Origin of the sequence: Paenibacillus sp. J14, assembly GCF_000518465.1 — a bacterium.
Classification (GTDB): Bacteria; Bacillota; Bacilli; order Paenibacillales; family Paenibacillaceae; genus Fontibacillus; species Fontibacillus barengoltzii.
On record NZ_JADQ01000064.1, the window covers coordinates 1 to 23,548 of the forward strand.

The following is a 23,548-nucleotide window of genomic DNA, read 5'->3' on the forward strand; positions in this document are numbered from 1 at the left end:
GCAAGCTGAGACTCCACAAAAATCTGAATGGCTTTACCGGTTGTAAGTTTGCGAGTGCGATGGTCGGCAAGCAGGCCGCGGTATTCTCCGACATTCAGCAAATTTAGGCATTTACAAATGACTGATTTTGAGTTATTGTTACCCATGCTATGGTCTCCTTCTGTTATGGAGTGGGTAACATGCCTACACCTTAACAATAGGAGATTTTTTTATGAGCAACCAGAAGAATACCAGTAATANCAACCATATTTAGGATATTTTACAAACAATTTTTCTGTAATTTCTCATGTCAGGTTTGGTGCAAGGCTAGTGCAAAAAACCTGCAAAAGTGCAGGCTTTTTGTTCGTTTAAAGCGAAATTGGCGAAATTGCGGATTTTCGAGAAAAATAACTGCACTTTTGCAGGCATTTGCTCAAAATAGCCATTTTGGCTCGAAAAAAGATGTACTTTTGCAGTTTTCTATAGCCGTTTCCGGCGGAAGAAAGCGACGAAGCCTGCAGCGGCTAGGAGCACCAGCAAGGAGATGCCGGTGATCAGCGCTTCGCTGCTGCTGCCAGCTTGTTGGCCATTTGGCCCGAAGCCGCGGCCGCCGCCCGGGAAATCGCCGCCGCGGAAGCCGCCCGCAGGGCGAGCTTCGCCCGCGCCGCCGGCGGCATCGCCAAGCTCACCGGCGTCGCCCGGGAACCCTTCCGGAGGCTGCATGCCATCCGGAAGGGCCGGCAGGCTGCCGGCCTCGCCTTCGGCGCCAGGCGCACCCGGTGCGCCCTGCGGCAACTGCGCCTGGGCGTCGCCGCTGGCGGCGCCGTCCGCCGCGGCGGCTGGCGCGCCCGCTTGCGTCGCTTGCGCCGGGTCGCCCATGGCGCCGTTACCGCCGGCTTGCGGCGGTTGCCCGCCTTGGCCGGCGGGAGCGCCATCGCCGCCCTGCGCGCTGCCCGCTGCGCCGTTGGTCGGCGTGCTTGGCTCCGCGACTGCGCCGGCTTGGGTCTCGCTCTGGCCTTGCGCTGCAGTGCGGCCCGTACGCCCGCCGCCGAAGCCGCCGCCCATGCCGCCAAAGCCGCCGCCGCTGCCCGATCCATCGCCGGACGAGGCGATGGTACCGTCGAGCTGCTGCTGGATATTCTCGATCTGACTAGCATTGGTACTGATCAGTTGGGGCACAGCTTGCTCGTATTCTTCATAGGTGTAAAAGGCCGTTGGATCGGCTTTTACATAAGACGAGATCATTTCCGACAACTCCGTGACGCGGGCGGAGAATTTGTCATTCTCCAGGAAGTTGTCGATCGCTGACTGAAGGATATCATGGTACTGGACCTTATATTCATCTACTGCCAGCAGCTTGGCCACCAGCGGCCGATCTGCTACGGCGCCTTGCGTTGGTTCGTCGATCAGCAGATTGCTCCGACCCGAACTACCGCCGCCTGGAGCCGCCGCACCGCCTTGAGCGTCCGCGCCAGCGCCAGCTTGCGGCTGCCCGCGGGCAGCACCAGCGTCATCGCCACCGGTTGCACCGTCTTGCGCACCGCCATCGGCCGCCCCGGTCGCACCGGCTGCACCGCCAGCGCCATCCGCTCCGCCGCCTGCGCCGCCGTTCGCGCCGCGGCCGAATCCGCCGCCGCCCCGGCCCATACCGCCAAAGGCCATGTTGTAATCCCAAGGCAGGATGGAGAAGACGCCGTCGTCCTCGTACAAATAATAGTTCTGCTTATTGGCGCCGATGTAGCTGTCCATATTGTTCGTGAGCGTGTTTAGCGCAATGTAGCCCAGCGCGTCCGGCACATTGATGTATTTTTCATAGTTGCTGCCGTTATTCAGTTCATCCAGCATCTTGATCAGGATATCGCCGTTCGACGACTTCGACTTCTGCACCAATCCGGTATACGCCGACAGATCATCGCCCAACCAGGTCAAATCGCTGCCGCTGCCGGTCATTTCCCCTTTGTACAACGCCCCGTAGGCATTGCCAAAGTTACGCTCCAGATAGGCGTCGCCGATTTGCTCCACCGCCAGGTAGAACCCCCAGAGCTCGCCGTTAATATAGACGTTCACGTAAGAGTGCTTTGGCGTTGGCAAGCCCATCTGCTCGGATAGCTCATAGGTCAGAAACTCCCGCATGTACGTAGCGTCACTGTAGTTGTTGTTCAGGTTGATTTTTTGAATACCTTCCAAGGTTTGATTCACATATTCGTCAAAAGACAACTTAAAGCTGTACCGATCGGAATCGCTCATTTGCACCACGCTGCGCAAGCTCAAATTGCCTTTGGTACGGATGCCGACATTGTCAAAATGGTGACCGTTGTAATCCACCGACGCGGTTTTGAATTCCTCGGCGCTGGCATTGTCCAGCATGTCTTGGAAATCCGCCTCGTCGATGGTGATTTTCACGTCAACCACCCGGTCCTTGGGGAACACCTCTTCATCCAGCTTTTTCTCCTCCGCAGAGACCGTTCGCTTCCCGGCAGCCCCCGTCTGACTGTTCGTCACGGAGGATCCCCCGGAATTCATGGTGGCCTCGCAGGCAATCAGGCCAACCAACAGCAGCCCGACGCACGTCCACAGCAAAAGCCGGGTCCCTTTGCGCATCATTCTCTTCCACCTCCGGGTTCCGTTAAGACACGTAGTCGCCGTTATAGCTGATCAACACGGCATTTTTGACGCCGCCCAGCGCGGTAATTTGGTTCACAAAATTGCCTTCCTGATCGCGCAAGCGAACCTCTAGCGTCATTTCAATGTTGCCTGCGGTTACGGTTTTTTGCTTCACGTTGTAGCGTTTGACCAGCTGCCCGATTTGCGAATGAACGAGCTTCTCGCTCTCATCGCTCTCACAGTTCACAACCAGCAGATAAGGGGTTTCCAAGGAACTGCTCTTGATGAACAGGAACAGGATGAGGCCAATCACCGCCGAACCGATGGCGGCCAGCGCATAAAACCCGGCGCCTGCGACGATCCCGGCTGCGGCTGCCCAGAACAGGAAGATCAGATCGGTTGGATCCTTGATCGGCGTACGGAAGCGGACGATCGACAGGGCACCAACCATACCGAGGGACAGCACCAGGTTGGAGTTAACGGCGATAATCACCATCGCAGTGACCATTGTCATGCCGATGAGCGAGACGTTAAAGCTCTTCGAGTACAGCACCCCGCTGAATACCCGTTTGTACAAAATGTAAATGAACAGTCCGATCAGGAACGAAACGCCTAACGTAATGATGATTTTGCTGATGCTGATGTCTGAAGTGAAATTGTCGAGAATGGAATTTTTCACGATATCGCTAAAATTCGTTGTTGTCGTTGCAGTATTTGTTGCATTCATCAATCAATAATCCTCCCATGCGTTGGTCTTCAAATATTTGCGGCAAATGACGTATTTGGATGCCGATTGCTGTCTGAGCCCCTCTAACTGCAGAGCGGCCTGCAGATATTCCGGAATGTACTCGTCGTATTTGACCTCGAGAATGATGAGCTTGTCATCGTTGGCCGAAACGGGCCGTAAATCCGGGTCAAACAAATTGACGGCATGGAGTCCGGTCCGCAGCTCCTTATCAAACGTGATCCGCACATTGCCGTTCGGGCAAACAAACGGTTCGCGGACATAATCGACGATCACCTGCGGCGCCAAGAGTCGCTGCTTCATCTCAAGGTAAAGCTCATACAACAGCGGCTTTTCCGGCACGTTCAGCACTTCAATATTTCCGGCCAGGATGGCATCCACCGTCTCCCGGGTCAACCGTTCTTTGAGCTTGGCGATATAGTCGCCTTTTTTGATTTTTTTCTCAAACTGAATCAGGTCGTCCCGCCCGTTATAAATGCGAATCCGGTATTTACGGCGGTCACGGATGCCCCCCAATTTGTCGTGCAAGGCGGAGTTGTCGATGTCGTCGAAATACAGGCTGCGAATATGGTATTCACCGTCCTGTCCCGCATGTTCGTCATGGCGGGCTAATCCCCGTAACCGTTGCCGAAGGATATAATACTGGTGGCGGTTGATCATAAATTTCAGCTCGTGGCGATACTTCAGTTTCTGGTTCAAGTTCAAGTTGCACCTCTTTTCTCGGGAACCTTATGTGTGATGTCATTTATCCTATCAAGGCTCCCTGATTGTCCACTTAACGCAAACTGAAAATCAACTGAAAGTTTTAACACTGCGTTGACAAATGTGAAATCCTGTAAGTCGGAAAGTTGACAGGGGGCTCCCCCGCGCATTATCTTGAGGGAAATTCACGAAGGAGTTTTTTTATATGAAAGGTCGGAGTCAGATGGTTTGGCTGGGGATAGTGGTAGTTGTGTTGCTGCTTGGCATCGTCGTCTTTGGCTGGCAAAAAAAACAACAGGCTGGCGTATCCGCCGTCCCGAAACCCCAATCGATCGTGATGACGATCGGCGGGGATGCGCGGACGACGATGGCGTTCACCTGGCAGACTGAAGGGGCGTCCGGGGAGCCTGGGATTTTGCAGATCGCGGAGGGGGCGGAGCCCGATCCTTCCTGGAACGAGGCAGAGGTGCTCAGCTTCAAAGCGAAGGCGTCCGTGATGGAGGACGGGGGCAAAGGGCAGACAGTGTACAAGGTGTTAGCCGCCGGCCTTCGTCCGGGAACGACGTATGTCTACCGCGTGGGAAATGGACAGGAAGACGGCTGGAGCGAGCCGGTCAGCTTTGTGACAGAACCTGAGGAACCTCAGGCGTTTACCTTCATTAACGTCACGGATTCGCAAGGCGAGAAGGCTGCGGATTTCCGGCCTTGGGCGCGCACGTTGGACAAAGCGTTTCAAGCATTCCCGGAAGCCCGCTTCATCGTGCACAACGGGGATATGACAGAGAATCCGGACGATGCGCAGGGCTGGAAATGGCTGTTTGGACAAGCCGCCCAATGGCTTACCCGCGTGCCGCTGATGCCGGTGGCGGGCAATCATGATGAAATTTCCGGGGACGCTTCGGCGTTTACGTCGCATTTTCTTGTGCCGGAGAATGGGGCGGAGGGAGCTACGCCGGGGACTACGTATTCTTTTGATTATGGATTTGCTCATATCGTTGTGCTCAATACGGAGTCCAAAATCAAAAGGCAGACGGAATGGCTCAGAGAGGATTTGCGCAAGAACACCAAGCCTTGGACAATCGTGGCGATTCATCGGCCTGCTTACGGTGGAAATCAGTACGACAAAATCGAGGATTGGATTCCGGTGTTCGATGAGTTTGGCGTGGATCTGGTGCTGCAGGGGCACAACCATGAATATTCCCGCTCCTATCCGATCAGGGATGGACAAATCGCCCAAGACGGCAAAGGGACCGTCTATGTCGTCACCAACACCTCCGGTCCCAAATTTAACGATTTAAAAAAAGATAAGTTCTACCATGCCGTACACACCCAACCCAACAAGCAGACGTTTGCCGGGATCACCGTAAGCGAGCACACCTTGGTGTACATCGCGTATACCGTGAACGGCCGCAGGTTGGATGAGTTTACCTTGGAGCGGTAAAGGGTGAGCCCTCGACTTACGTGCACAATAACTGAGTGGCTATTGGTAAAGGATCAGTTTTAGTACCGGAAGAGCTTGACGATCAGGAGGAGGGAGCATATTATGGATTTAAACAATCCTTTTCTTGGAAACTTTAGGAGTAGGTACCGATAATTCTTTTATTTAAGGTGACTGTTCACTTGATTATCGTTGACTTTAGAGAAGCTAATCACTCCCTTCAAGTTTGATTAAATAAAAAAATTTGTTTTTAAGATCATCGGCATTTAGCTGTAAGAGATTACACAGATGAGGATCGAAACGAAAATATTAGTGGAAATTAAGAATTTGTTAGTAAGTTTAATTAGGATAAATTTTAATTTTCAAAGTAGTAGTAAAAAATCTGAAACTGGCTCCTGCTGTAAAACAGAAGGAGCCAGTTCATAGAGTATCCTAAAGTTTGAAGAATGATTGGAGTTTTAATGTACTAAAATGAAAAGTTTATATGGAGAAGATGAGGTGATGTTCTATGAAACGTTATAAATACATTGCAATTGGAATAATTTTAATTTTATTAGTTGCCGGTACATTGATTTTTTTAAACCATTCAAAAAATACTACATTTAACGAGATTGTGATGAAAGATATAAATACTGATGAAATAAGCTCATTACAAGTCATTAGTCGATTATATAACTCTGCAGATGAAGATGAACGATCTATAACTGACAAAAATGAAATCAATAAAATTGTAGATTATTTTTCACAGCTTGAGCTAAAGAGAACGAATTTATCAAATATTAGTTACACAGAGTCCTACTGGATAACTATAAAAGTCAACAGGGAGCTAGCGTTTGGTTTAATCCTTTATGATAACCATTACATCAATATTTTTGAGTATAACAGGGGCAGATCTTCATATTACAAAATAACAAGCAAGGTTGATCCAACGGTCGTTATTCAGGAATTATTTAAAAAGTAAGTTTTCCGGAGTATAAAAAAAGCAACCCTTCTACTAAAAAAAGGTTGCTTTTTTTGATAAATATTATAGAATTTGCCATCCCCCACTTTTTGAATGAACTCGAGTTACTACGCCGTTACCTGTGATGAAACGAACGCCAGCCGTTTCGTACTCAATAAAAGGAAAGTTAACTTCCAGTAAATCAAAGTTTGGATTATCAACCAAAAAGTCTTCGAGGTATCCTAAATGCCAATATCCATCGTATACCATCTCTTTAAGAATCTCTTTTTCATTTGGAATAAGATCGGTTACAATGCCGAGAACGGCAGTTGCTAAGCCTACTGCTGTACTTTTAAGAAATACAAGTCCTAAGATAGTAGCTGATGCACTCAACGCATCTGCTAAAGTGCTAGAATCGGTAGGACTAACAATACCCTTGTCATAAATTTCCCTTTGCGCTCTTTCAGTTTTTCTTACACCGTCCAAACTTAAAATAACTTTAGCTGCATACTCCTTTGTAAATGCCATAGACTAAACATTTCCTCTTCTGATTTGTCGAGAGCTAGGTACCTATTGCTTCTCAACTATAAGGGACTTTCATAGCTTCTTAAAAATATCCCTCACATCTCTTAAATTATGAAACTGTGAAAGAAATGATTGGACTATTTCATTGGGCAATAATATTGATTTTGAGAACTAGATATAGAATAGTAATTAAACCGAATGTCATAGGGGAAATAGTTATGGAGGATCCCTTCAAAACAGCATAAAAAACCTCCCAAATAGAATGTACTACATCCTATTTGGGAGGTTTTAGCCGGATTTACAGCCCCAGCAGAGCTACACCGTAACCTTGCTTTCCCGAGCCAGCGACCCGGCGAGTTCGGTACGCTTGTGCCGCTCGGGCTCCGCCGCCCCGCACAGGGCGGCGCATTCGCGGAAAGCGAAATGCTTGCAGCCGCGGCACTTGTCGTTATTGATTTGGCTTAAGGCGTAGGTGAGGGCTTCCCCGGTGCTTTCAAAAAAATGCTCTTCGCCAATCATGGCATAGCAACCGGCTTTGTCCATCAGCTTGCGCGGCTGCGCACGAAGGCCGGATACGAGGACGGTGATGCCGGCTTGTTGCAGCCGCTTGATCAGGGCGGCAAAATTCGCTTCGCCGGTCGTATCCATAAACGGTACCTTGCCCATTCGGATCAACACCACTCGCAGCAGTCCGCCTTCAATTTGCGAGACAAACCGATCAAACGCTTGCGAAGCGCCAAAGAACAACGGTCCGTCGATGGTGAAAATGGAAACTTGCGGGCAATCATGATCCTTGGACACGATATGCGCCCGTACCTTCTCCTTGCCGGAGGCCCAATCGGGCAGCACCTTGTCAACGGTGAGCAGGTCACTCATCCGTTTGACGAACAGCAGAACAGCCAGCACCAATCCCACCTCGACAGCTATGGTCAACGTCGTAAATACGGTCAGCAGGAACGTAACGATCAGTACGAGCGTATCGCTGGTCCGTGTCTTCAGCATGTGGACAAACGCTTTGCGCTCGCTCATGTTCCAGGCGACGACCATCAGGATCGGGGCCATGCTGGCCAGCGGGATGTTGGATGCATATGGCGCAAACAACGCGACGATCAGCAGCACAACGACGCCATGAATGATGCCGGAAAAAGGAGACACTGCTCCGTTCTTGATATTCGTCGCCGTGCGGGCGATCGCCCCGGTCGCTGGAATGCCGCCGAACAGCGGAGCGGCCATGTTGGCGAGACCTTGCCCGATCAGCTCGCGGTTGCTGTCGTGACGGGTGCCGGTCATGCTGTCCGCTACAACGGCAGAGAGCAGCGATTCGATGCCGCCAAGCAAGGCGATGATCAGCGCTGGCTGGAGCATCGGTACGATGTTGTCCCAGGACAAGGCCAGCGGGTGGAAATCCGGCAAGCCGCGGGGAATCGCCCCGTAAGCGGAGCCGATGGTCGTCACCCGGTCGGGGAACAGCCACGTCGCAGCTAACGTAGACACGAGGATGCCAACCAGCGATCCGGGGATTTTCGGGAGAAACTTGGGCGTCAGCAGCAGGGCTGCCAGGCAGATACCTGCAGTCAGGAAGCTGTAGAAGTTAAACGTATGAAGCTGCAGGAAGATTTCCTTAATATTTTCATGAAAATATTCATGCCGCTTCATCCCGGTCAAACCAAGGAAATTCCCGATTTGCCCACTGAAGATCGTCACCGCAATGCCGGCGGTAAACCCAATCGTGACCGGCCTCGGGATGAATTTGATCAGCGTTCCGAGCCGCAGCAGGCCCATCAACACCAGCATGATCCCGGCCAGAAAGCCGGCGATCAGGAGATTCTCATAGCCGTATTGCAGCACAATTGCGAGCAGAATCGGAATAAACGCCCCGGTAGGGCCGCCGATTTGGAATCGGGATCCGCCTAACAGCGAAATCAAGATCCCGGCGACGATCGTTGTATACAGCCCATACTCCGGCTCGACGCCGGACGCGATTGCAAAAGCCATCCCAAGCGGGAGGGCCACGATGCCAACAATACACCCCGATATCAAATCTTTGCGCAGCGTTGTCGCATTAACATTGGTGAACCTTCCACTCCACTTCATCCGTTAAACCCTTCTTTTCTTAAAAATCTGCATTTCATAGAGCAAGTACTTTCCCACAAACAAAAAAGACCCCCGCAGCCCGACGGGGAAACTTGAGGATCCTTATTTTTGTTTTCGGATCCCGCGCAGTAAGGAAATGGATTCGACCAAGTGATTGTCGAAAATTTGCCGGGCTACCGCGAGCAAATCTTTCAGCAGTGGATCTCGAAGCGAGTAAACAACCGTCGTGCCTTCCTTGACGGTATTGACCAGATTTTTGGCCCGAAGAACGGCTAATTGTTGGGATACGGCTGACCCTTCCGATCCAAGGATCGATTGCAGCTCGTTGACATTCCGTTCGCCTTCGCTCAGCACCTCCAGAATACGAATTCGCATCGGATGGGCGAGAGCTTTGAAGAATTCCGCTTTAAATTGTTGCAAGTTCGCGTCCATCGATTAAACTCCTTAAAATCATAAATTTCATATCTCTGAATCTTTGCATATTTGATATCTTATCATAGCCTCGGCAGAGTGTATAGAGAAATAGTCTGACTTAAAATTGAAAATTTCGCGAGAGCTCAGGGGGATAGGAGGGCACAGGGACTGGGTTTTTCCATTTGAGCTTTGACAGACAAATATGCTATACTTAATAATGATAATCATTATCATTAAATGGCGAGGAGAACTTCAACGGGTTAAACCTAGTTATCTTAGTTAATCTAGTTCATCCGTTTCATTAGGTTCTGCCCTCCGTCATCTTACTATAGAGAGACTCCGATTAGGGGAGTGGAGAGTGAGGAATCGGGATAACATGGAACACTTATTGGAAGTGAAGGATTTGGCCATCTCGTTTCATACCCGGGAGGGGGAAGTGCAGGCCATTCGCGGCGTGAACTTCTACGTCGACAAAGGGGAAACGCTGGCCATCGTAGGCGAATCGGGCTCGGGCAAAAGCGTCACGTCTCAGGCCATCATGCAACTGATTCCCCGGCCGCAGGGCGTATATAAACGCGGGGAGATTTGGTTTGACGGGCAAGAGCTGACCAGCAAAACGGAGAAACAGATGCAACGGATTCGCGGCAAGGAGATCGGGATGATCTTTCAGGATCCGATGACCTCGCTCAACCCAACCATGAAGGTAGGGAAGCAGATCACCGAGGTGCTTCATACCCATGAGCATATGTCCAAAGAAGCCGCGTACCAGCGGGCCGTGGAGCTGCTGGGTCTGGTTGGGATCAAGTCGCCCGAGCGGCGCTTTCACCAATACCCGCACGAGTTCAGCGGCGGGATGCGGCAGCGGGTCATGATCGCTATCGCGCTGGCGGCCAACCCGAAGCTGCTGATCGCCGATGAGCCAACCACGGCGCTGGACGTTACGATTCAGGCGCAGATTCTGGAGCTCATGAAAGAGCTGCAGCGGAAGATCGGCACGGCCATTATTTTTATTACACACGACCTTGGCGTCGTAGCTAAAATGGCCGACCGCGTCGCGGTGATGTACGCCGGGCAGATCGTGGAGACGGGGACGGCGGAGGAAATTTTCTATGACCCGCGCCATCCGTATACGTGGGGACTGCTGGCCTCGATGCCAAGTCTCGATGGACATGGCGGCGGGAAGCTGGCGGCGATCCCCGGCACGCCGCCGGACTTGATCCGTCCACCGCAAGGGGACGCGTTTGCACTGCGGAGCTCGTACGCGATGAAGATCGACTTCGAGCAGGAGCCGCCGCTGTATCGGGTATCCGATACCCATGCGGTGAAGTCGTGGCTGCTGCATCCGCAGGCGCCGCAGGTTATGCCGCCTGAAGCGGTGAGCCGGAAGCGCCGCTGGTTGCCAGGAACCTATGAGGTACCTGTGCTTGCGGAAGCGTAAGCGAGAAGAGAAGTGATATTTTTTTCCATAGGGAGGAACCGGAATGTTTGTTATGACAAGGACCATGGTCATTGAGAAGGGCAACAGCGACAAGGTGATTGCTAGATTTAGCCAAGAGGGCGCCATCGACCAGATGGAGGGCTTGGTGGACATCAGCGTGATGGTGAATCGAAAGAGCCAAGAGCAGGAGGAAGTGGTGGTCGTGATCCGATGGGAGTCGCAGGAAGCATGGAAGAACTGGGAAAAAAGCGACGCACACATCCAAGGCCATAAAAATAACCGCGGAAAGCAGCCGCCTTCTTACATCCTCAGCACGACGGTGAACCTGTACGATGCCCAGGTCGTGAAGAAGGGCAAAGCCTTTTTGAACGGCGTATGACGTGTTAAACTGGAACCATGATTCATAGACGAGATTGCTAGATTGGGTTTTTCGCAATTCTCGATTACATCAAGGCAAGGAGATTATCATGAAGCTGGTTTCATGGAACGTCAACGGACTGCGCGCCTGCGTGGGCAAGGGATTTTTGGACTATTTCAAAGAGGCGGATGCGGACATCTTCTGCCTTCAAGAGACGAAGCTGCAGGAAGGGCAGATCGAGCTGGACCTTGGCAGCGAATACGAGCAGTATTGGAACTATGCGGAGAAAAAAGGCTACTCCGGCACCGCTGTCTTCACGCGCATCAAACCTTTGTCCGTGCGTTATGGCATGGAGGAGGATTATGAGCCGGAGGGGCGGATTATCACGCTGGAATTCGAGCAATTTTATCTTGTTACCGTGTATACGCCGAATGCGAAACGCGACCTCTCCCGTTTGGATTACCGGATGGAGTGGGAGGACCGGTTCCGCACTTACCTTACGGGCCTGGATGCGGTCAAACCGGTCATCGTTTGCGGCGACCTGAACGTCGCCCACAATCCCATAGATATCAAGAACGCCAAGTCCAATGAAGGCAACTCCGGTTATACGCTGGAAGAGCGCGGCAAAATGACCGAGCTGCTGGCCTCCGGGTTTATCGATACGTTCCGGCATTTCTACCCGGACTGCGAAGGCGTGTACAGCTGGTGGTCATATATGCCGAAAATTCGCGAGCGGAACATCGGCTGGCGGATCGACTACTTCCTCGCTTCCTCCCGGCTTGCGCCGAAGTTGCAGGATGCAGGCATCGACTGCCACATCTTGGGCAGTGATCATTGCCCAGTGTCGTTGACGGTAGAATGGTGATCGCTCACTAAAATAAAACAAAGAACGCCCTAATCTCGTACAAGCTGCGATAGAGGGGCGTTCTTTTGTTATGGAGAGACGTCACGCTCGGAACCGGAGACTGCCTTTTATTTCACTCCGTTCACTTCGGATGTGGTCCACTGAAATTGAGTGATTTTGGAATCCGTATATTTGGTTGAAGAAGAACCATCGTAATTTTGCCAGGCATTGGTCTTGAATTTGGCAAGTTCAGCTTGTTTAGCTGGCTCATTGGCGTTCTCGTAATAGTAGTATCCACATAACTTTTTCCCGGGCATGACAGCAATTGCGGATTTTGCTATAGATTCCATATGAGCACGGAGTTCAGATCTAACATCTAGAATTATCTTTTCTCGCTGTGCAGATGGGTTATCGGCTACGTCTTTTAAATTTCCGTAGAATTTCGGATCATATTTAACTTTGATACAATAATCGTAAGGGTGCAGATCGGAGTTGTTCTCCTCAATTGAAAAATAAAGGATAGTTTCACCCAGAGAAGTCGTTAATTTTGAGAAATGATTTGATAAATATTCCTCTAATTCTTTGCCAGTTAAAGCTGTCGTTGATGGGGGGCTCATTGGGGTCTGTGAGGGATCATTCGTCTTTCGTTGATTCATGGTAATTGTGTTGGTCGCAGAGTTATAGTACAGATCGACGTCCTCAAGGTGTTCCGATATCACCCTAAGCGGAACGTATGTTGTTCCATTGATCACTTTAAGATCTGCATGGATTACATTGCCGTTAATAATCAGTGTAGCGGCGGGTGCAGAAGCATATGCAGGAATAGACACAAGCATAAGAACCGTTGTGAGAATCGCTGAAATTAGAAATTTCTTTTTCATACTGCCTCCTAATTTTCACCGTGTTTTGTAACAACAGTTTATCAAGAAAAGGGGAGTACTTCCATATCATCCAGCGCTAAATCGCCGACAATCCATGACAGGAATCCAACAAAAAATGAGTGATTACTCACTTGACTATTTACTCGGCGAGGAGTATATTTGAACCATCAAGAAAATGTGAGTAAGTACTCACGTCAACAACCTGTCCCATAGAGGAGTGGTGCAGATGTCTAATCAAGAAGTTTGTATTCGAACTCAAGGAGTGACCCGCAAGTTCAACGATAAAGAGGTGCTGCACGGGATCAGCCTGGAGGTGCGGCGCAATGAGATTTTTGGACTGCTGGGGCCGTCGGGCTCTGGCAAGACAACGTTCGTGAAAATGATCGCCGGCATCGACGAAGCGACCAGCGGCGAGGTTGAGGTGCTGGGCATCCGAATGCCAAAGATCAGCATGATGAACCGCATCGGCTATATGGCTCAATCTGACGCGATGTACAACGAGCTTACGGCAAAGGAGAACCTAGAGTTTTTTGGGGCGTTATTTGGGTTAAAAGGTGTGAAAATGAAGCGGCGAATCGAAGAAGTTATGGCGCTTGTCAATTTGACGGATCATTTGAAACGTCCGGTCAGCGCTTACTCCGGCGGGATGAAACGCCGATTGTCGCTGGCGATCGCGCTTATGCATGAGCCTGAGGTGCTCATTCTCGACGAGCCTACCGTCGGGATCGACCCGGTGCTGCGCAAGTCCATTTGGGACGAATTCGAACACCTGAGCCAAAAAGGCACGACGATTCTCGTCACCACCCACGTCATGGACGAAGCCGACAAATGTCATCGGCTAGGGATGGTAAGGGACGGTAATTTGATCGCCGTAGGTACGCCGGAGGCGCTGAAACAGGAGACTGGCAGCGCGACGATTGAGGAAGCCTTTTTGCATTACGGAGGTGTTCGTGCATGAGAATCCGGGCTGTGATTGTCCGTATCGTCCGTCAGTTTATCCATGACAAAAGAACGCTGGCGTTGTTGGTCGTCGCTCCGCTTCTGGTCTTATCCTTAATGTATCTTGTGTTTAATGGAGACACCTACCAACCGAAGATTGGTACCGTGCAGCTGCCTGCTGCGATTACGGAGAAATTAACCGCTGCTGATGCGGAAGTCACCACCTACGATACCGTTGAAGCGGCCGAGGCGGCCTTGGCTGATCAAGAGATCGATGCGTTTATTCGCTTAGATCAGGGGGCGGCGCAGGTAAAGCTGGAAGGCAGCGATCCATCCAAAAACCGGGCCGTCATGCTGCTCATGCAAAAAACGCTTCAGGGGCAAGCAACTCCAGCCGGAATAACGCAAAATCCGAATGGGAACGCCGCTGCGCCGGAGTTCGAATATTTGCACGGATCTGCAGACATGTCGAGCTTCGACAGCTTTAGTCCAGTGTTAATCGGATTGTTTGCTTTCTTCTTCGTATTCCTGATCGCGGGCGTGTCTTTCCTGCGCGAACGAACAAGCGGCACGCTGGAACGGTTGCTCGCCACGCCGCTGCGCCGATGGGAAATCGTTGTCGGTTATATGGCCGGGTTCGGGATCTTCACCAGTCTGCAGGCGGTGTTGATCGCCGGGTTTACGGTGTATGCGCTTGGCAGCTTGATGGTGGGCTCCTTTGGTTACGTGCTGCTTATCATGCTGCTGCTGTCTCTCACGGCTCTGAGCTTCGGCACCTTGCTGTCGGCGTTCGCTAACACAGAGTTCCAGATGATTCAGTTCATTCCGATTGTCATCGTGCCGCAGGTGTTTTTCTCCGGATTGTTTGACCTGGAGAGCATTTCGCCTTGGCTGCGCTGGATTACCCATATCACACCGCTGAAATACGGGGCGGATGCGCTGCGCGGCATCATGATCCGCGGCGAAGGCTGGAGCGGAATCGCGCTGGATGTGTATGTGCTGGCTGGCTTGTCCTTCGTCTTTATGCTCGCTAATGTCCTCGCGTTGCGCAAGCACCGCAAAATATAGTACGCTGAACAAAGAAGCCTACGATACGAAGGGAAAGGAGAGAGGCCTCTATGTCGGAGAAGAAAGAGCAGTGGCTGGAGGACTTGATCCGGTTGACGGAAGAAGATACGGAGAAGAAGACGGAGAAGCAGATCAAAATTTTGGAGGCGGCGACGGAGATTTTTGCCGAGAAAGGGTATGCCGCCACATCCACCAGTGAAATCGCGCAAAAGGCCGGGGTAGCTGAGGGAACGATTTTCCGCCACTATAAGACGAAGAAAGATCTGCTGCTGTCTATCGCCGGACCAATTGTGATCAAGCTGGTTGCGCCGTTTCTGCTGCGGGATTTTGCCAAAATGATCGAGATGCCCTATGAGCGGGCGGAGGACTTTTTTCGCGCGCTGGCGAAGGATCGTTTCAAGTTTGTTCGGGAGAATATGCGGATTATCAAAATACTGATCCAGGAGGTCCCGTTTCAGCCGGAGCTGCTGGAGCAGGTGAAGAGTTTGGCCTCCGAGATCGTCTTTCAGCGGATCAAGCGAGTTGTTCTGCATTTTCAGGAAAAGGGGCAGCTTGTTGAAGCGCCGCCATGGCGGATCGTCAGAACCGGTGCCAGCGTCATGATTGGGATGATTCTGGTTCATGTACTCCTCGTGCCGGATTTTTCGATCGATGAAGACGAAGAAATTGAACACACGGTGGACTTGTTGATGTATGGGATTGCGGGTCGTCCCCGTTAAATCGAATTGAACCCGTTTCAGGCTTAACCTGGGACGGGTTTTCTGATTTTGTGGCGGTTTTGTAAGACTTTCGTAAGACTTTTCTAACACATTCGCAAGCGGTTGGTTCTTAGATGGTTAGCATTTTTCGCTAAGATGATGGACGAACAAAGCTAAAAATAACGAAAGGAAGAAATATTATGAAAAAAATCGGATTGATTCTTATGCTGGGGGGCCATGCTGACGTTAGCCGCTTGCGGTGCCAAAAACAATGACATGAACAAAGGGAACATGACGGGGCCAACGCCTCCACCGAGATGAACAATTCTTCCGGCAGTAACGAAATGGGGCAAGAGATGATGGGCGAAGAGATGAAAGATGGCGAAATGGGTCAGGACATGATGGGCAATGAGATGAAGGACAACGAAATGATGGTCATCCCGATTTACTGGTGCTCGATCTTTCGGCGTTGTTGAATCGGAGACGAGGGGCAGTACGTTTTGGTTCACGGTGCTTGAGGCGAATGATGGCAGGCGTTCTGAGAATATACAACAAAAATAAGGAGGAGGGGAGGTATGAAGGGAATGCTGGAGCGCCTGCGCAAAGGGTATGGCAAGAAACTCGTCGCCTTGCATACCTGGAACGGCTGGATCGTCGTGATCCTTGCGCTGACGGGGCTGCTGCTGGTTGGCGGGTTTTGGCGCGGTTTGCTGGGTGAGGGCCGGGTTTGGCTCAAATGGCTGCATATCGCGGTAGGCGTTGCTTCGATCCTCCCGGTCATTTATTACTTGCTGTTAGCGGGGAAGCATTGGAAGCAGCTGCAGCAGAAGCCCTGGCAGCGGTTTAACGTTCTCGTGGTCCTAGCTTTACTGCTGGGCTGGTTTGGCTCGGGCGTGCTGCTGTGGCAGTTCAAGGCGGTGGGTCCGAGAGTGTCCAATACGGCACTGACCGTGCACGATTTATTAACCTGGATCGGTTTGCCGTACATCATTTACCACTCCTTAACCCGGACCAAATGGTTGAAGGAACCGGCCCGACGGTCGATTAAACCCGAGGCTCGCCCAGTTGGCGGCGGGGCGCAGGGACATTTTCGGGTATATACGGTCACGGACATTCCGTCTTTCTCCAACGAGAACTGGCCGTTTACGATCGACGGTCTGGTGAACAACAAGTTCAAATGAAGCTGGGAGGACTTCCTCAAGCTGAAGCGGAAGGTGCAGGTGAGTGATTTTCACTGTGTGACGGGCTGGTCGGTGTACAATAATACTTGGGAAGGCATCCCGCTGCGGGAGCCGCTCCAAAAAGCCGGCGTAAAGCCAAACGCCAAAACGGTGAAGTTCTATTCGGGGGACGGCGTCTACACCGATACCCTCACCTTGGATCAGGCGAATATGGACGATTGTATGGTCGCGGTGATGCACGACGGCAAGCCGATACCGAGCGACTTGGGTGGTCCGGTAAGACTGATCGTGCCGAAAATGTACGCCTACAGGTCGGTGAAGTGGCTGAACCGCATCGAGCTCATCGAAGGCGAGCATGTCGGATATTGGGAGCAGTGCGGCTACTCCAACGATGCGTGGGTAGGAATGAGCTGATCGCTCGTATAGTAAAAGAAGAAGCCGGATACTCCATTTAAGGGGTTCCGGCTATTATTGATGGTGTCTATCCGCTCCCTTCTTTTTGAGGATTATCCCGTTGCATCAGATAGGTAGTGTAATCCAAAACCGACGATCCCCACCAGGTCCCTTTCCACTGCAAGGCTCCCCCAGTGAACTTCCACTTCCACTCGATACTTCCACTCAATCCCCAGTTCTGAACGAAAGGGATAATCGTGCAAAGAGGTGTGAAGAAGATACTAGCCGCCCTATTATTGACAATGATAATCATTATCAATTATACTTCGGTTATCAAGTCATGTACTTGGAAGGAGTTGGGGAGGGAATGAGCAATATCATCATCGTCTATGCCAGCTTGACCGGGAATACGGAGGAAATGGCTGAACTAATCGCTGAAGGGATTCGCGGAACCGGAGCGGCTGTGGATCTGAAGATGGTGGAGGATTGCAACGCCATACGCTTGTTGGAATATGATGCCTGCCTGTTGGGTGCTTATACATGGGGAGACGGGGAGCTTCCCGACGAATTTGCCGATTTCGTGGATGAAATGAAGGAGCTGAATTTGGCGGGATTCCGGGCTGCCGTATTTGGCAGCGGAGATACTTCCTACCGTCTGTATTGCGCCGCCGTAGATGAATTAGAGCAGCGGCTTCGGGAAAACGGGGCGGTCATCGTCCAACCGCCGCTCAAGGTGGAATACGGCCCAAGTCCGGAGGAGAAGGTATTGTGCCGGGAGTTCGGGGCCAATTTCGCACAACGCATAGGAGCGCTGAATCAGCCATGACCAAGCAGCTTGCGGATTATGTGCTCGAAAAATGGCTGCGTTCGCTGAAGTCGGACTCGAGCGGTCCGGCAGGGGCGTGCGGCCAAACGTACAGCCAATCGTACGGCCCAACAGGCGGCGGTTCTTGCATCTCCTGGCAGCAACGCGTGCAATACGCAGTGGGTCACGCCATCAACGATTATTTCACGCTTCTCCCGGCGGTCCGTTTGCATACGCCGATCCAGGTGCTGCTGAACCGGCGTTGGCCGCGGAATCAGCGTGATTTTCCGGATCCCTTGTTCTACTGGCAGGTGTACCACCGGATGGTGTCGGAATTAACTTTCATTACGGGGACGAGGATATACGAGTATCCCTTAGCTTTATATGAGAATTGGGGAACGCACGTCGCGGGGCTGGATCTGCATTTGTCTATTATCTTTCAAGCGGTATGGCAAGAGCGGGGGAACCCGGATCGGGTGACCGTGCAGAAGTTCCTCGTGGAGGAGAATGAGAGCATCACGCAAGCTTTTATCCATCTGGTCAACGTGTTTTGGCACAGCGCATTTGGCCGTCCGCCCGGCGATATCGAAGTCTATGCGTTAATGGAGGGAAGGAGGCAGGTGATTCCAGGAGAATCGCTGGACCTGCAGGAATCACTGGATTATGTGTGGTTGTTGCAGGAGGCCTGGGAATGCGGGTGCTGTCATCGGGAGAGCGAGGAACCTGGCGCCGACATCAATCGGACCGGAGGCGGTGAACCCTGGAGGCTTGGCGTATCGTAAGAACAATAAAGCGGCTAGAGCAAAGCCCCGCGTTTGCGGGGTGATTTTTTTGTAGGGTAACAAATTTTGGAGACGGTGCTTTATGTTCCGGCTGTGGACGGCTACAATAACAGAAAAGAGAGAACGCGACAAGGAGTGCAAGAGCCATGAATATCCACGAACTCAGAGAGCACCGCCAATACCCGGACAATATCGGACATGAAAATAACCGCGCCACCTTCGAACGCGATTATTCACGGCTGATCCATTCCCCGACCTTCCGCCGGCTGCAAGGGAAGTCGCAAGTATTTGGGGCCGGCACAGGCGATTATTATCGAACCCGGCTGACGCATTCGCTGGAGGTCGCCCAGATCGCCCGGGAAGCGGCGCGCAGTCTGCTGCGCACGTATCCGGAGCTGGCGGCTGACCGCGCTCAGCATCCTGGATTGGTTATCGATCCGGAGGTAGTGGAATGCGCCGCCATCTGCCATGATTTTGGTCATCCCCCGTTTGGGCATAAAGGCGAAGAGGTACTGGATCAAATATTGGAGAAACTTATTGAGGAGAAGGTACAGGCAGCTTTAAAAGGCAAACAACCGACTCCGGAAGAAGAGCAGCAAACGAGGGCTGCCTTACGTCAGAAATACGAGCATTTTGAAGGCAACGCCCACAATTTCCGGCTGATGATGTTCCTGGAGAAGCGGGAAAACATCGATGGGTTGAACCTATCCGATGCGGTGCTGCTGGGAACGAATAAATACCCTTATCCCGGCACGGTCAACAAGAAAGGGTTATATCTGCATGAATGGGAGTACATCTCTTACATACGCGACCGCTGGGGCATTCCTGAGGGCAAGAAAACGTTTGAGGCGCAACTTATGGACCTGTGCGATGACATCGCTTATTCGGCCCACGATCTTGAAGATGGCATCAAGGCGGGAAAAATCGAGGTACACGAGCATTTCCTCAAGGACTCGCACATTCAGCGGCTGATTGTCGAGAAGATCATGACGTTGGAGGACGCTTGCTGGACGGGATGGCAGCCGCCACAAATTCAGGTTAAGGTGGCCGAGGTGCTGGACGATTTCCTGCGCATCTGGAACGTTAAAATGCCGGTGTGCGATCATGACTATTCCCGCACGCGTCGGGAAGTCAAGGCTTATTGGGTCAGCTTGTTCGTTGGCAGCTTGGGAGTGACCGACGACGGCGATTGGCAGAAGGTTACGTTCGTGAAGGACGGGCAGGAAGACATGGATATGCTGCGGACGGTGAGCGTACTGAAGAGCTTCGCTTGGGTGACGATGATCCGAGATTTGCGGGTTCAACGGCTGCAGAAGCGCAGTGCTTGGATTATCAAGCGGTTGTGGGATGCCTTTGTTGATCCGGAGACCAGCAAATCGATTATCCCCGGCGACTGGCTGCGCAGATTTGATCGGGACCAAGCTAGACCTAAACCAATCTGGACATGGGAGCATATGATCATCGATTATATTGCCGGCATGACGGACGCCTACGCGGAAAAGATCTACAACGAGCTGTACGGACTGAAGGTAGGTACGATTTACGATATGGATTAGAAAAGACAAACGGACCGGCGAAATGCCGGTCCGTTATTTTAGATGTGGAAGCTTTATAGCGGCGGGTTGGCGTGGCATTTCCGGCACACCGGATAATACGACTCGTTGCCGCCGATTTGGATCTGTTCGCCGGTGTAGACGGGTTTACCGTTCTCCACCCGCAGGTTCATTGTCGCTTTGCGTGCGCAGAACCAGCAGATCGTTTTCATTTCCTCGATTTTGTCGGCATAAATCAGCAGCAGGCGGCTGCCCTCAAACAACTGGTTCTGGAAATCGTTCTTCAATCCGAACGCCATTACAGGAATATCCAGCTCATCAACGATACGGACCAGCTGCTTGATATTGCTCTCATTCAGAAATTGGCATTCGTCCACCAATACGCAGTATAAGCGCGGGGTATGATTTTGGACGATTTCAAAGAGGTTCGTGTCCGGATAAATCGGAATAGCCTGCCGGCGCAATCCAATCCGCGAGGAGACATAACCAACCTCGTCACGGTTATCGATCGCCGAAGTAAAGAGCAGCACCGGTTTGTTCTGCTCTTCATAATTGTGGGCAACCTTCAAAATTTCGATAGATTTGCCGCTGTTCATTGCTCCGTACTTGTAAAATAATTGTGCCAACGATGACGTCCCTTTCTATTCGTTCTATCGCAACCATGCTCTTTATTCTAGCATACTTCGATTCGGTTGTTGGATAGGCTGGCGCGAAATTTGGAGATATTCAGCGCCTGGAAAATGTTACATCGCTGCATCAAAGAGCTGCGGCATGTCCTGGAGGGGCTGGTTTTGGAGCCGCCTCGGATGCAGGCGGATTCGGAGCGGGAAGCTGAGTTTGGAGACGCCGTTCCGGTCCAGCATCGACATCGAATGGCTGGACGAGGGCGTCGAAATCCGCCATGCCATCAACGTGTCCTTCGGGGAGACAGCTTCGCCTCCGATCCGGGGGCACGAACAGTAACCGCCGAGGGCAGTTATTCCTTTGGGTAACGTTCCGTCAGCAACCGATTCACCAAGTCGCTCATGCCCTCCCATGAATCCTTCATGAGGAATTGCTGCTGAATCGGGGCGTTCCACGGGCGCGGGATCCCGATCGTGAGCCGCCCGGCTTCCTTGGCTGGCAGCAAATTATGCGGACCGTCATCGATGAGCAGATCGAAGTCAAGTAATGTTTTTCGCTTGGCGACGAAGAAGTTTTCAAACGGGATAAACGGCATCCAGCGTTGCAGCCAGTTCCATTTTTCCTGTACAGATGAAGGGCGGGCGGCGGTAACGATGATGACATCATGGTCCTGCGTCATCTTGCGTACTTCCTCGACGGTGTGCTCATCAAAGATCTCCAGCTCCTCATACAAGCCGGGGCGCCCGAAGAAGATGTCTTCATTGCACTCGGGATGCCAAATTTTCGTCATATCGAAGCTGATCATTTGATCCATCGTGAGCGGGCGGTCGGGGAACTGCAAATTATGATAATAGATCGCCTTGGGCACGAGATGACAGAGGGTATCGTCCATATCGATGGCTACAATGTGTTTGCGCATGAGGGAAATCTCCTGATTCGATGTATTCTTGGATTGGTATGACTTCCTCTAAGATATCAGAAAAATGCGGTTTTGGGATACCGTAAGGCCATGTAAAAAAAGAAGGGGCTGTCCAATAAGTCCCCAAAATAAAAAGTTGGACGGAAAAACGTGACGTTTTTTTCGTCCAACTTTTTTGGTTCTGTCGCTTTTGCAGGAGAGTAGCGTGGCGGATACCCGCCACCTTCAGTAGATTGTGGGCCAAAGCCACAATCCCAAACTCCGTGTGAACCTTCTCTAGCCCTCGCAAGGAGAACCGCCGGAACGACCTATTGCCCTTGATGTGACCGAATACGCTCTCTACCTCGACTTTACGTCGAGCATAGATCGCGGATTTCTCGTCATCCTCAAGGGCTTTTTTGGCCTTTATTTTTAACTCTTCCCAGATCGTATTCCAGTGGATCTGGCGGTTTCCCTTTGCCTTCGTGCAGCTTGTCTTGAATGGACAATCACTGCAATCTTCACATTCATAAATTTTAAAGCTTTGTTCCAGGCCGGAAGTGTTCTTTTTCGTTTGGTATTTCTTAAAGAGAACATACCGGCCATTCGGGCAAATAAAACGGTCATTGCGCTCTTCATATGTCCAGTTGGATGCGTGCCGAATGTCCTTCTTGTATCGACGTGTTTTCTCTTTCATGTAGCTGCCGTAAGGAATGAGAAAATCAAAACGCGGCTCTTTTTCTTCGCCCACTGCATACAAGTAGTTCTCTTCACTGCCATATCCCGCATCAGCAATCACCGTTTTCGGCATCGGCAAACCAGACGCAGCCAATCGCTCCATATGTGGAATGAAGCAACGCGTATCGGTGGGGCGCTGGTGGATGCTGTAAAATAAAACGAACTGGTTTTCCGTTGCCATTTGCACATTGTAGCCCGGTTTCAGTTGGCCATTTTTCATGTGGTCTTCCTTCATCCGCATAAACGTAGCGTCCGGGTCCGTTTTGGAATAGCTGTTGCGATCACCAAAGCAGGCTTTCTGCTGTTCATATTTGGTGAGTCGGGGAAGAAAATCCTCCCGAATTTGTTTCAGCGGTTGCTTCAAGGCACTGCGCTTTTTGCGTAAGACCTTTCGCTCCTGGCTGTCATTTGCCTCGGCGATTTGTTCCGTCAATCCTTCGACCTTCTCCTCCAGCACGACTGCTGCTGCTTCAAGCTTGGCAGGGAGTTCGTTTGGTTCTGCTGCATATTCACCAGCTTCTTGCTCTATGAGCGTATGAATATGCGCAAGGGTCGCCTGCACCTTTTCCTTAAGCTTCTCCTCGGAGCGAAGCGTGGATTTTTTCCACACAAACGAATACTTATTGGCGTTAGCTTCGATCTTCGTGCCATCTAAGAAGTACTGTTCCATCGTGATGTAGTTGTCTGCGATGAGCTTTTGGATCATCGTTTCAAACAGCTCGTCCATGAACGCTTTCATGCGCACACCGCGGAAATCGTTCAAGGTGCGGAAGTCGGGCTGCTGCATGGCTGCCAGCCACATGGCGGGGAGATTTTCATGCAACAGCTTTTCGATACCGCGACAGGAGTAAACCTTTTGCGAGTAACCGTACAGAATGACTTTTAGCATCATTTTAGGATGGTAGGA

At 51.4% G+C, this 23,548-nt stretch carries 23 protein-coding genes and 1 pseudogene; 14 read left to right on the plus strand and 10 right to left on the minus strand.

Going from position 1 to position 23,548, the window contains the following annotated elements; translation table 11 throughout:
* Nucleotides 1-459 precede the first annotated feature (459 nt).
* The 3 genes from M891_RS25610 to M891_RS0119235 are packed head-to-tail and all read right to left on the minus strand — an operon-like array spanning nt 460 to nt 4,027.
* Nucleotides 460-2,583 carry a CotH kinase family protein gene (locus M891_RS25610; protein ID WP_198032051.1) on the minus strand — a complete coding sequence of 708 codons (2,124 nt, stop codon included), beginning with the start codon at nt 2,581-2,583 and terminating at the stop codon, nt 460-462.
* Between the two features lie 22 nt (nt 2,584-2,605).
* On the minus strand, nt 2,606-3,310 hold the full coding sequence (locus tag M891_RS0119230; protein ID WP_028539949.1) for a DUF4956 domain-containing protein: 705 nt from the start codon (nt 3,308-3,310) through the stop codon (nt 2,606-2,608).
* Nucleotides 3,311-3,313: 3 nt separating this feature from the next.
* The gene (locus M891_RS0119235) at nt 3,314-4,027 is read right to left on the minus strand and encodes a polyphosphate polymerase domain-containing protein (protein ID WP_028539950.1); all 714 of its coding nucleotides are present in this window, start codon (nt 4,025-4,027) and stop codon (nt 3,314-3,316) included.
* 208 nt (nt 4,028-4,235) lie between these two features.
* Here M891_RS0119235 and M891_RS0119240 point away from each other — a divergent pair, with 208 nt between their 5' ends.
* Both M891_RS0119240 and M891_RS0119245 read left to right on the plus strand, forming a co-directional pair.
* Entirely contained in the window at nt 4,236-5,471 is a 1,236-nt protein-coding gene (locus M891_RS0119240) for a purple acid phosphatase family protein (RefSeq protein WP_028539951.1), read from the plus strand.
* Nucleotides 5,472-5,976: 505 nt separating this feature from the next.
* Entirely contained in the window at nt 5,977-6,429 is a 453-nt protein-coding gene (locus M891_RS0119245; protein ID WP_028539952.1) for a hypothetical protein, read from the plus strand.
* Nucleotides 6,430-6,492: 63 nt separating this feature from the next.
* Here the strand turns inward: M891_RS0119245 and M891_RS0119250 are convergent, their stop codons facing one another.
* The 3 genes from M891_RS0119250 to M891_RS0119260 form a co-directional block, all read right to left on the minus strand.
* Nucleotides 6,493-6,936 carry a hypothetical protein gene (locus M891_RS0119250; protein WP_009224431.1) on the minus strand — a complete coding sequence of 148 codons (444 nt, stop codon included), beginning with the start codon at nt 6,934-6,936 and terminating at the stop codon, nt 6,493-6,495.
* Nucleotides 6,937-7,248: 312 nt separating this feature from the next.
* A complete protein-coding gene (locus tag M891_RS0119255; RefSeq protein WP_009224432.1) occupies nt 7,249-9,027 on the minus strand; it encodes a SulP family inorganic anion transporter in 1,779 nt (592 codons plus the stop codon).
* 102 nt (nt 9,028-9,129) lie between these two features.
* Complete coding sequence (locus M891_RS0119260; RefSeq protein ID WP_009224433.1) at nt 9,130-9,459, minus strand: ArsR/SmtB family transcription factor; 330 nt, start codon at nt 9,457-9,459, stop codon at nt 9,130-9,132.
* A 358-nt stretch (nt 9,460-9,817) separates the two neighbouring features.
* Between M891_RS0119260 and M891_RS0119265 the strand changes: the two genes are divergently transcribed.
* The 3 genes from M891_RS0119265 to M891_RS0119275 all read left to right on the plus strand — a co-directional run bounded on the left by M891_RS0119265 (nt 9,818) and on the right by M891_RS0119275 (nt 12,102).
* A complete protein-coding gene (locus tag M891_RS0119265; RefSeq protein WP_028539953.1) occupies nt 9,818-10,879 on the plus strand; it encodes an ABC transporter ATP-binding protein in 1,062 nt (353 codons plus the stop codon).
* A gap of 43 nt (nt 10,880-10,922) precedes the next feature.
* Nucleotides 10,923-11,258 (plus strand): antibiotic biosynthesis monooxygenase, encoded by a 336-nt coding sequence (locus tag M891_RS0119270; RefSeq protein WP_009224435.1) that lies wholly within the window; start codon nt 10,923-10,925, stop codon nt 11,256-11,258.
* Between the two features lie 88 nt (nt 11,259-11,346).
* Nucleotides 11,347-12,102, plus strand: a complete 756-nt coding sequence (locus M891_RS0119275) for an exodeoxyribonuclease III (RefSeq protein WP_028539954.1) — start codon at nt 11,347-11,349, stop codon at nt 12,100-12,102.
* A 107-nt stretch (nt 12,103-12,209) separates the two neighbouring features.
* Here the strand turns inward: M891_RS0119275 and M891_RS0119280 are convergent, their stop codons facing one another.
* Complete coding sequence (locus M891_RS0119280) at nt 12,210-12,962, minus strand: stalk domain-containing protein (RefSeq protein ID WP_028539955.1); 753 nt, start codon at nt 12,960-12,962, stop codon at nt 12,210-12,212.
* A 226-nt stretch (nt 12,963-13,188) separates the two neighbouring features.
* Here M891_RS0119280 and M891_RS0119285 point away from each other — a divergent pair, with 226 nt between their 5' ends.
* The 8 genes and pseudogenes from M891_RS0119285 to M891_RS0119325 all read left to right on the plus strand — a co-directional run bounded on the left by M891_RS0119285 (nt 13,189) and on the right by M891_RS0119325 (nt 20,384).
* The gene (locus tag M891_RS0119285) at nt 13,189-13,920 is read left to right on the plus strand and encodes an ABC transporter ATP-binding protein (RefSeq protein ID WP_028539956.1); all 732 of its coding nucleotides are present in this window, start codon (nt 13,189-13,191) and stop codon (nt 13,918-13,920) included.
* Nucleotides 13,917-14,969 (plus strand): ABC transporter permease, encoded by a 1,053-nt coding sequence (locus tag M891_RS0119290; protein WP_028539957.1) that lies wholly within the window; start codon nt 13,917-13,919, stop codon nt 14,967-14,969. Before M891_RS0119285 ends, M891_RS0119290 begins: the two co-directional genes overlap by 4 nt.
* Before the next feature lie 50 nt (nt 14,970-15,019).
* A complete protein-coding gene (locus M891_RS0119295) occupies nt 15,020-15,688 on the plus strand; it encodes a TetR/AcrR family transcriptional regulator (protein WP_028539958.1) in 669 nt (222 codons plus the stop codon).
* Between the two features lie 323 nt (nt 15,689-16,011).
* A complete protein-coding gene (locus tag M891_RS26045) occupies nt 16,012-16,143 on the plus strand; it encodes a hypothetical protein (protein WP_255315370.1) in 132 nt (43 codons plus the stop codon).
* A 99-nt stretch (nt 16,144-16,242) separates the two neighbouring features.
* Nucleotides 16,243-17,262 (plus strand): annotated as a pseudogene (locus M891_RS26190) (molybdopterin-dependent oxidoreductase).
* 346 nt (nt 17,263-17,608) lie between these two features.
* Nucleotides 17,609-18,067, plus strand: coding sequence for a flavodoxin (locus tag M891_RS0119315; protein WP_009224443.1), 459 nt, complete (start codon nt 17,609-17,611; stop codon nt 18,065-18,067).
* Nucleotides 18,064-18,828 (plus strand): hypothetical protein, encoded by a 765-nt coding sequence (locus M891_RS0119320; RefSeq protein ID WP_028539959.1) that lies wholly within the window; start codon nt 18,064-18,066, stop codon nt 18,826-18,828. The genes M891_RS0119315 and M891_RS0119320 overlap by 4 nt, the downstream gene beginning before the upstream one ends.
* A 146-nt stretch (nt 18,829-18,974) precedes the next feature.
* Nucleotides 18,975-20,384, plus strand: coding sequence for a deoxyguanosinetriphosphate triphosphohydrolase family protein (locus M891_RS0119325; protein WP_028539960.1), 1,410 nt, complete (start codon nt 18,975-18,977; stop codon nt 20,382-20,384).
* A gap of 53 nt (nt 20,385-20,437) precedes the next feature.
* Here M891_RS0119325 and M891_RS0119330 read toward each other — a convergent pair whose 3' ends face one another.
* Complete coding sequence (locus tag M891_RS0119330) at nt 20,438-21,007, minus strand: thymidine kinase (protein WP_028539961.1); 570 nt, start codon at nt 21,005-21,007, stop codon at nt 20,438-20,440.
* Nucleotides 21,008-21,152: 145 nt separating this feature from the next.
* Here M891_RS0119330 and M891_RS25420 point away from each other — a divergent pair, with 145 nt between their 5' ends.
* The gene (locus M891_RS25420; protein ID WP_157268843.1) at nt 21,153-21,344 is read left to right on the plus strand and encodes a hypothetical protein; all 192 of its coding nucleotides are present in this window, start codon (nt 21,153-21,155) and stop codon (nt 21,342-21,344) included.
* 13 nt (nt 21,345-21,357) lie between these two features.
* Here the strand turns inward: M891_RS25420 and M891_RS0119340 are convergent, their stop codons facing one another.
* Nucleotides 21,358-21,924, minus strand: a complete 567-nt coding sequence (locus M891_RS0119340) for a 5' nucleotidase, NT5C type (RefSeq protein ID WP_028539962.1) — start codon at nt 21,922-21,924, stop codon at nt 21,358-21,360.
* A partial coding sequence (locus M891_RS24190) for an IS1182 family transposase (protein ID WP_157268845.1) occupies nt 21,848-23,548 on the minus strand: 1,701 nt, incomplete at its 5' end. The genes M891_RS24190 and M891_RS0119340, both read right to left, overlap by 77 nt.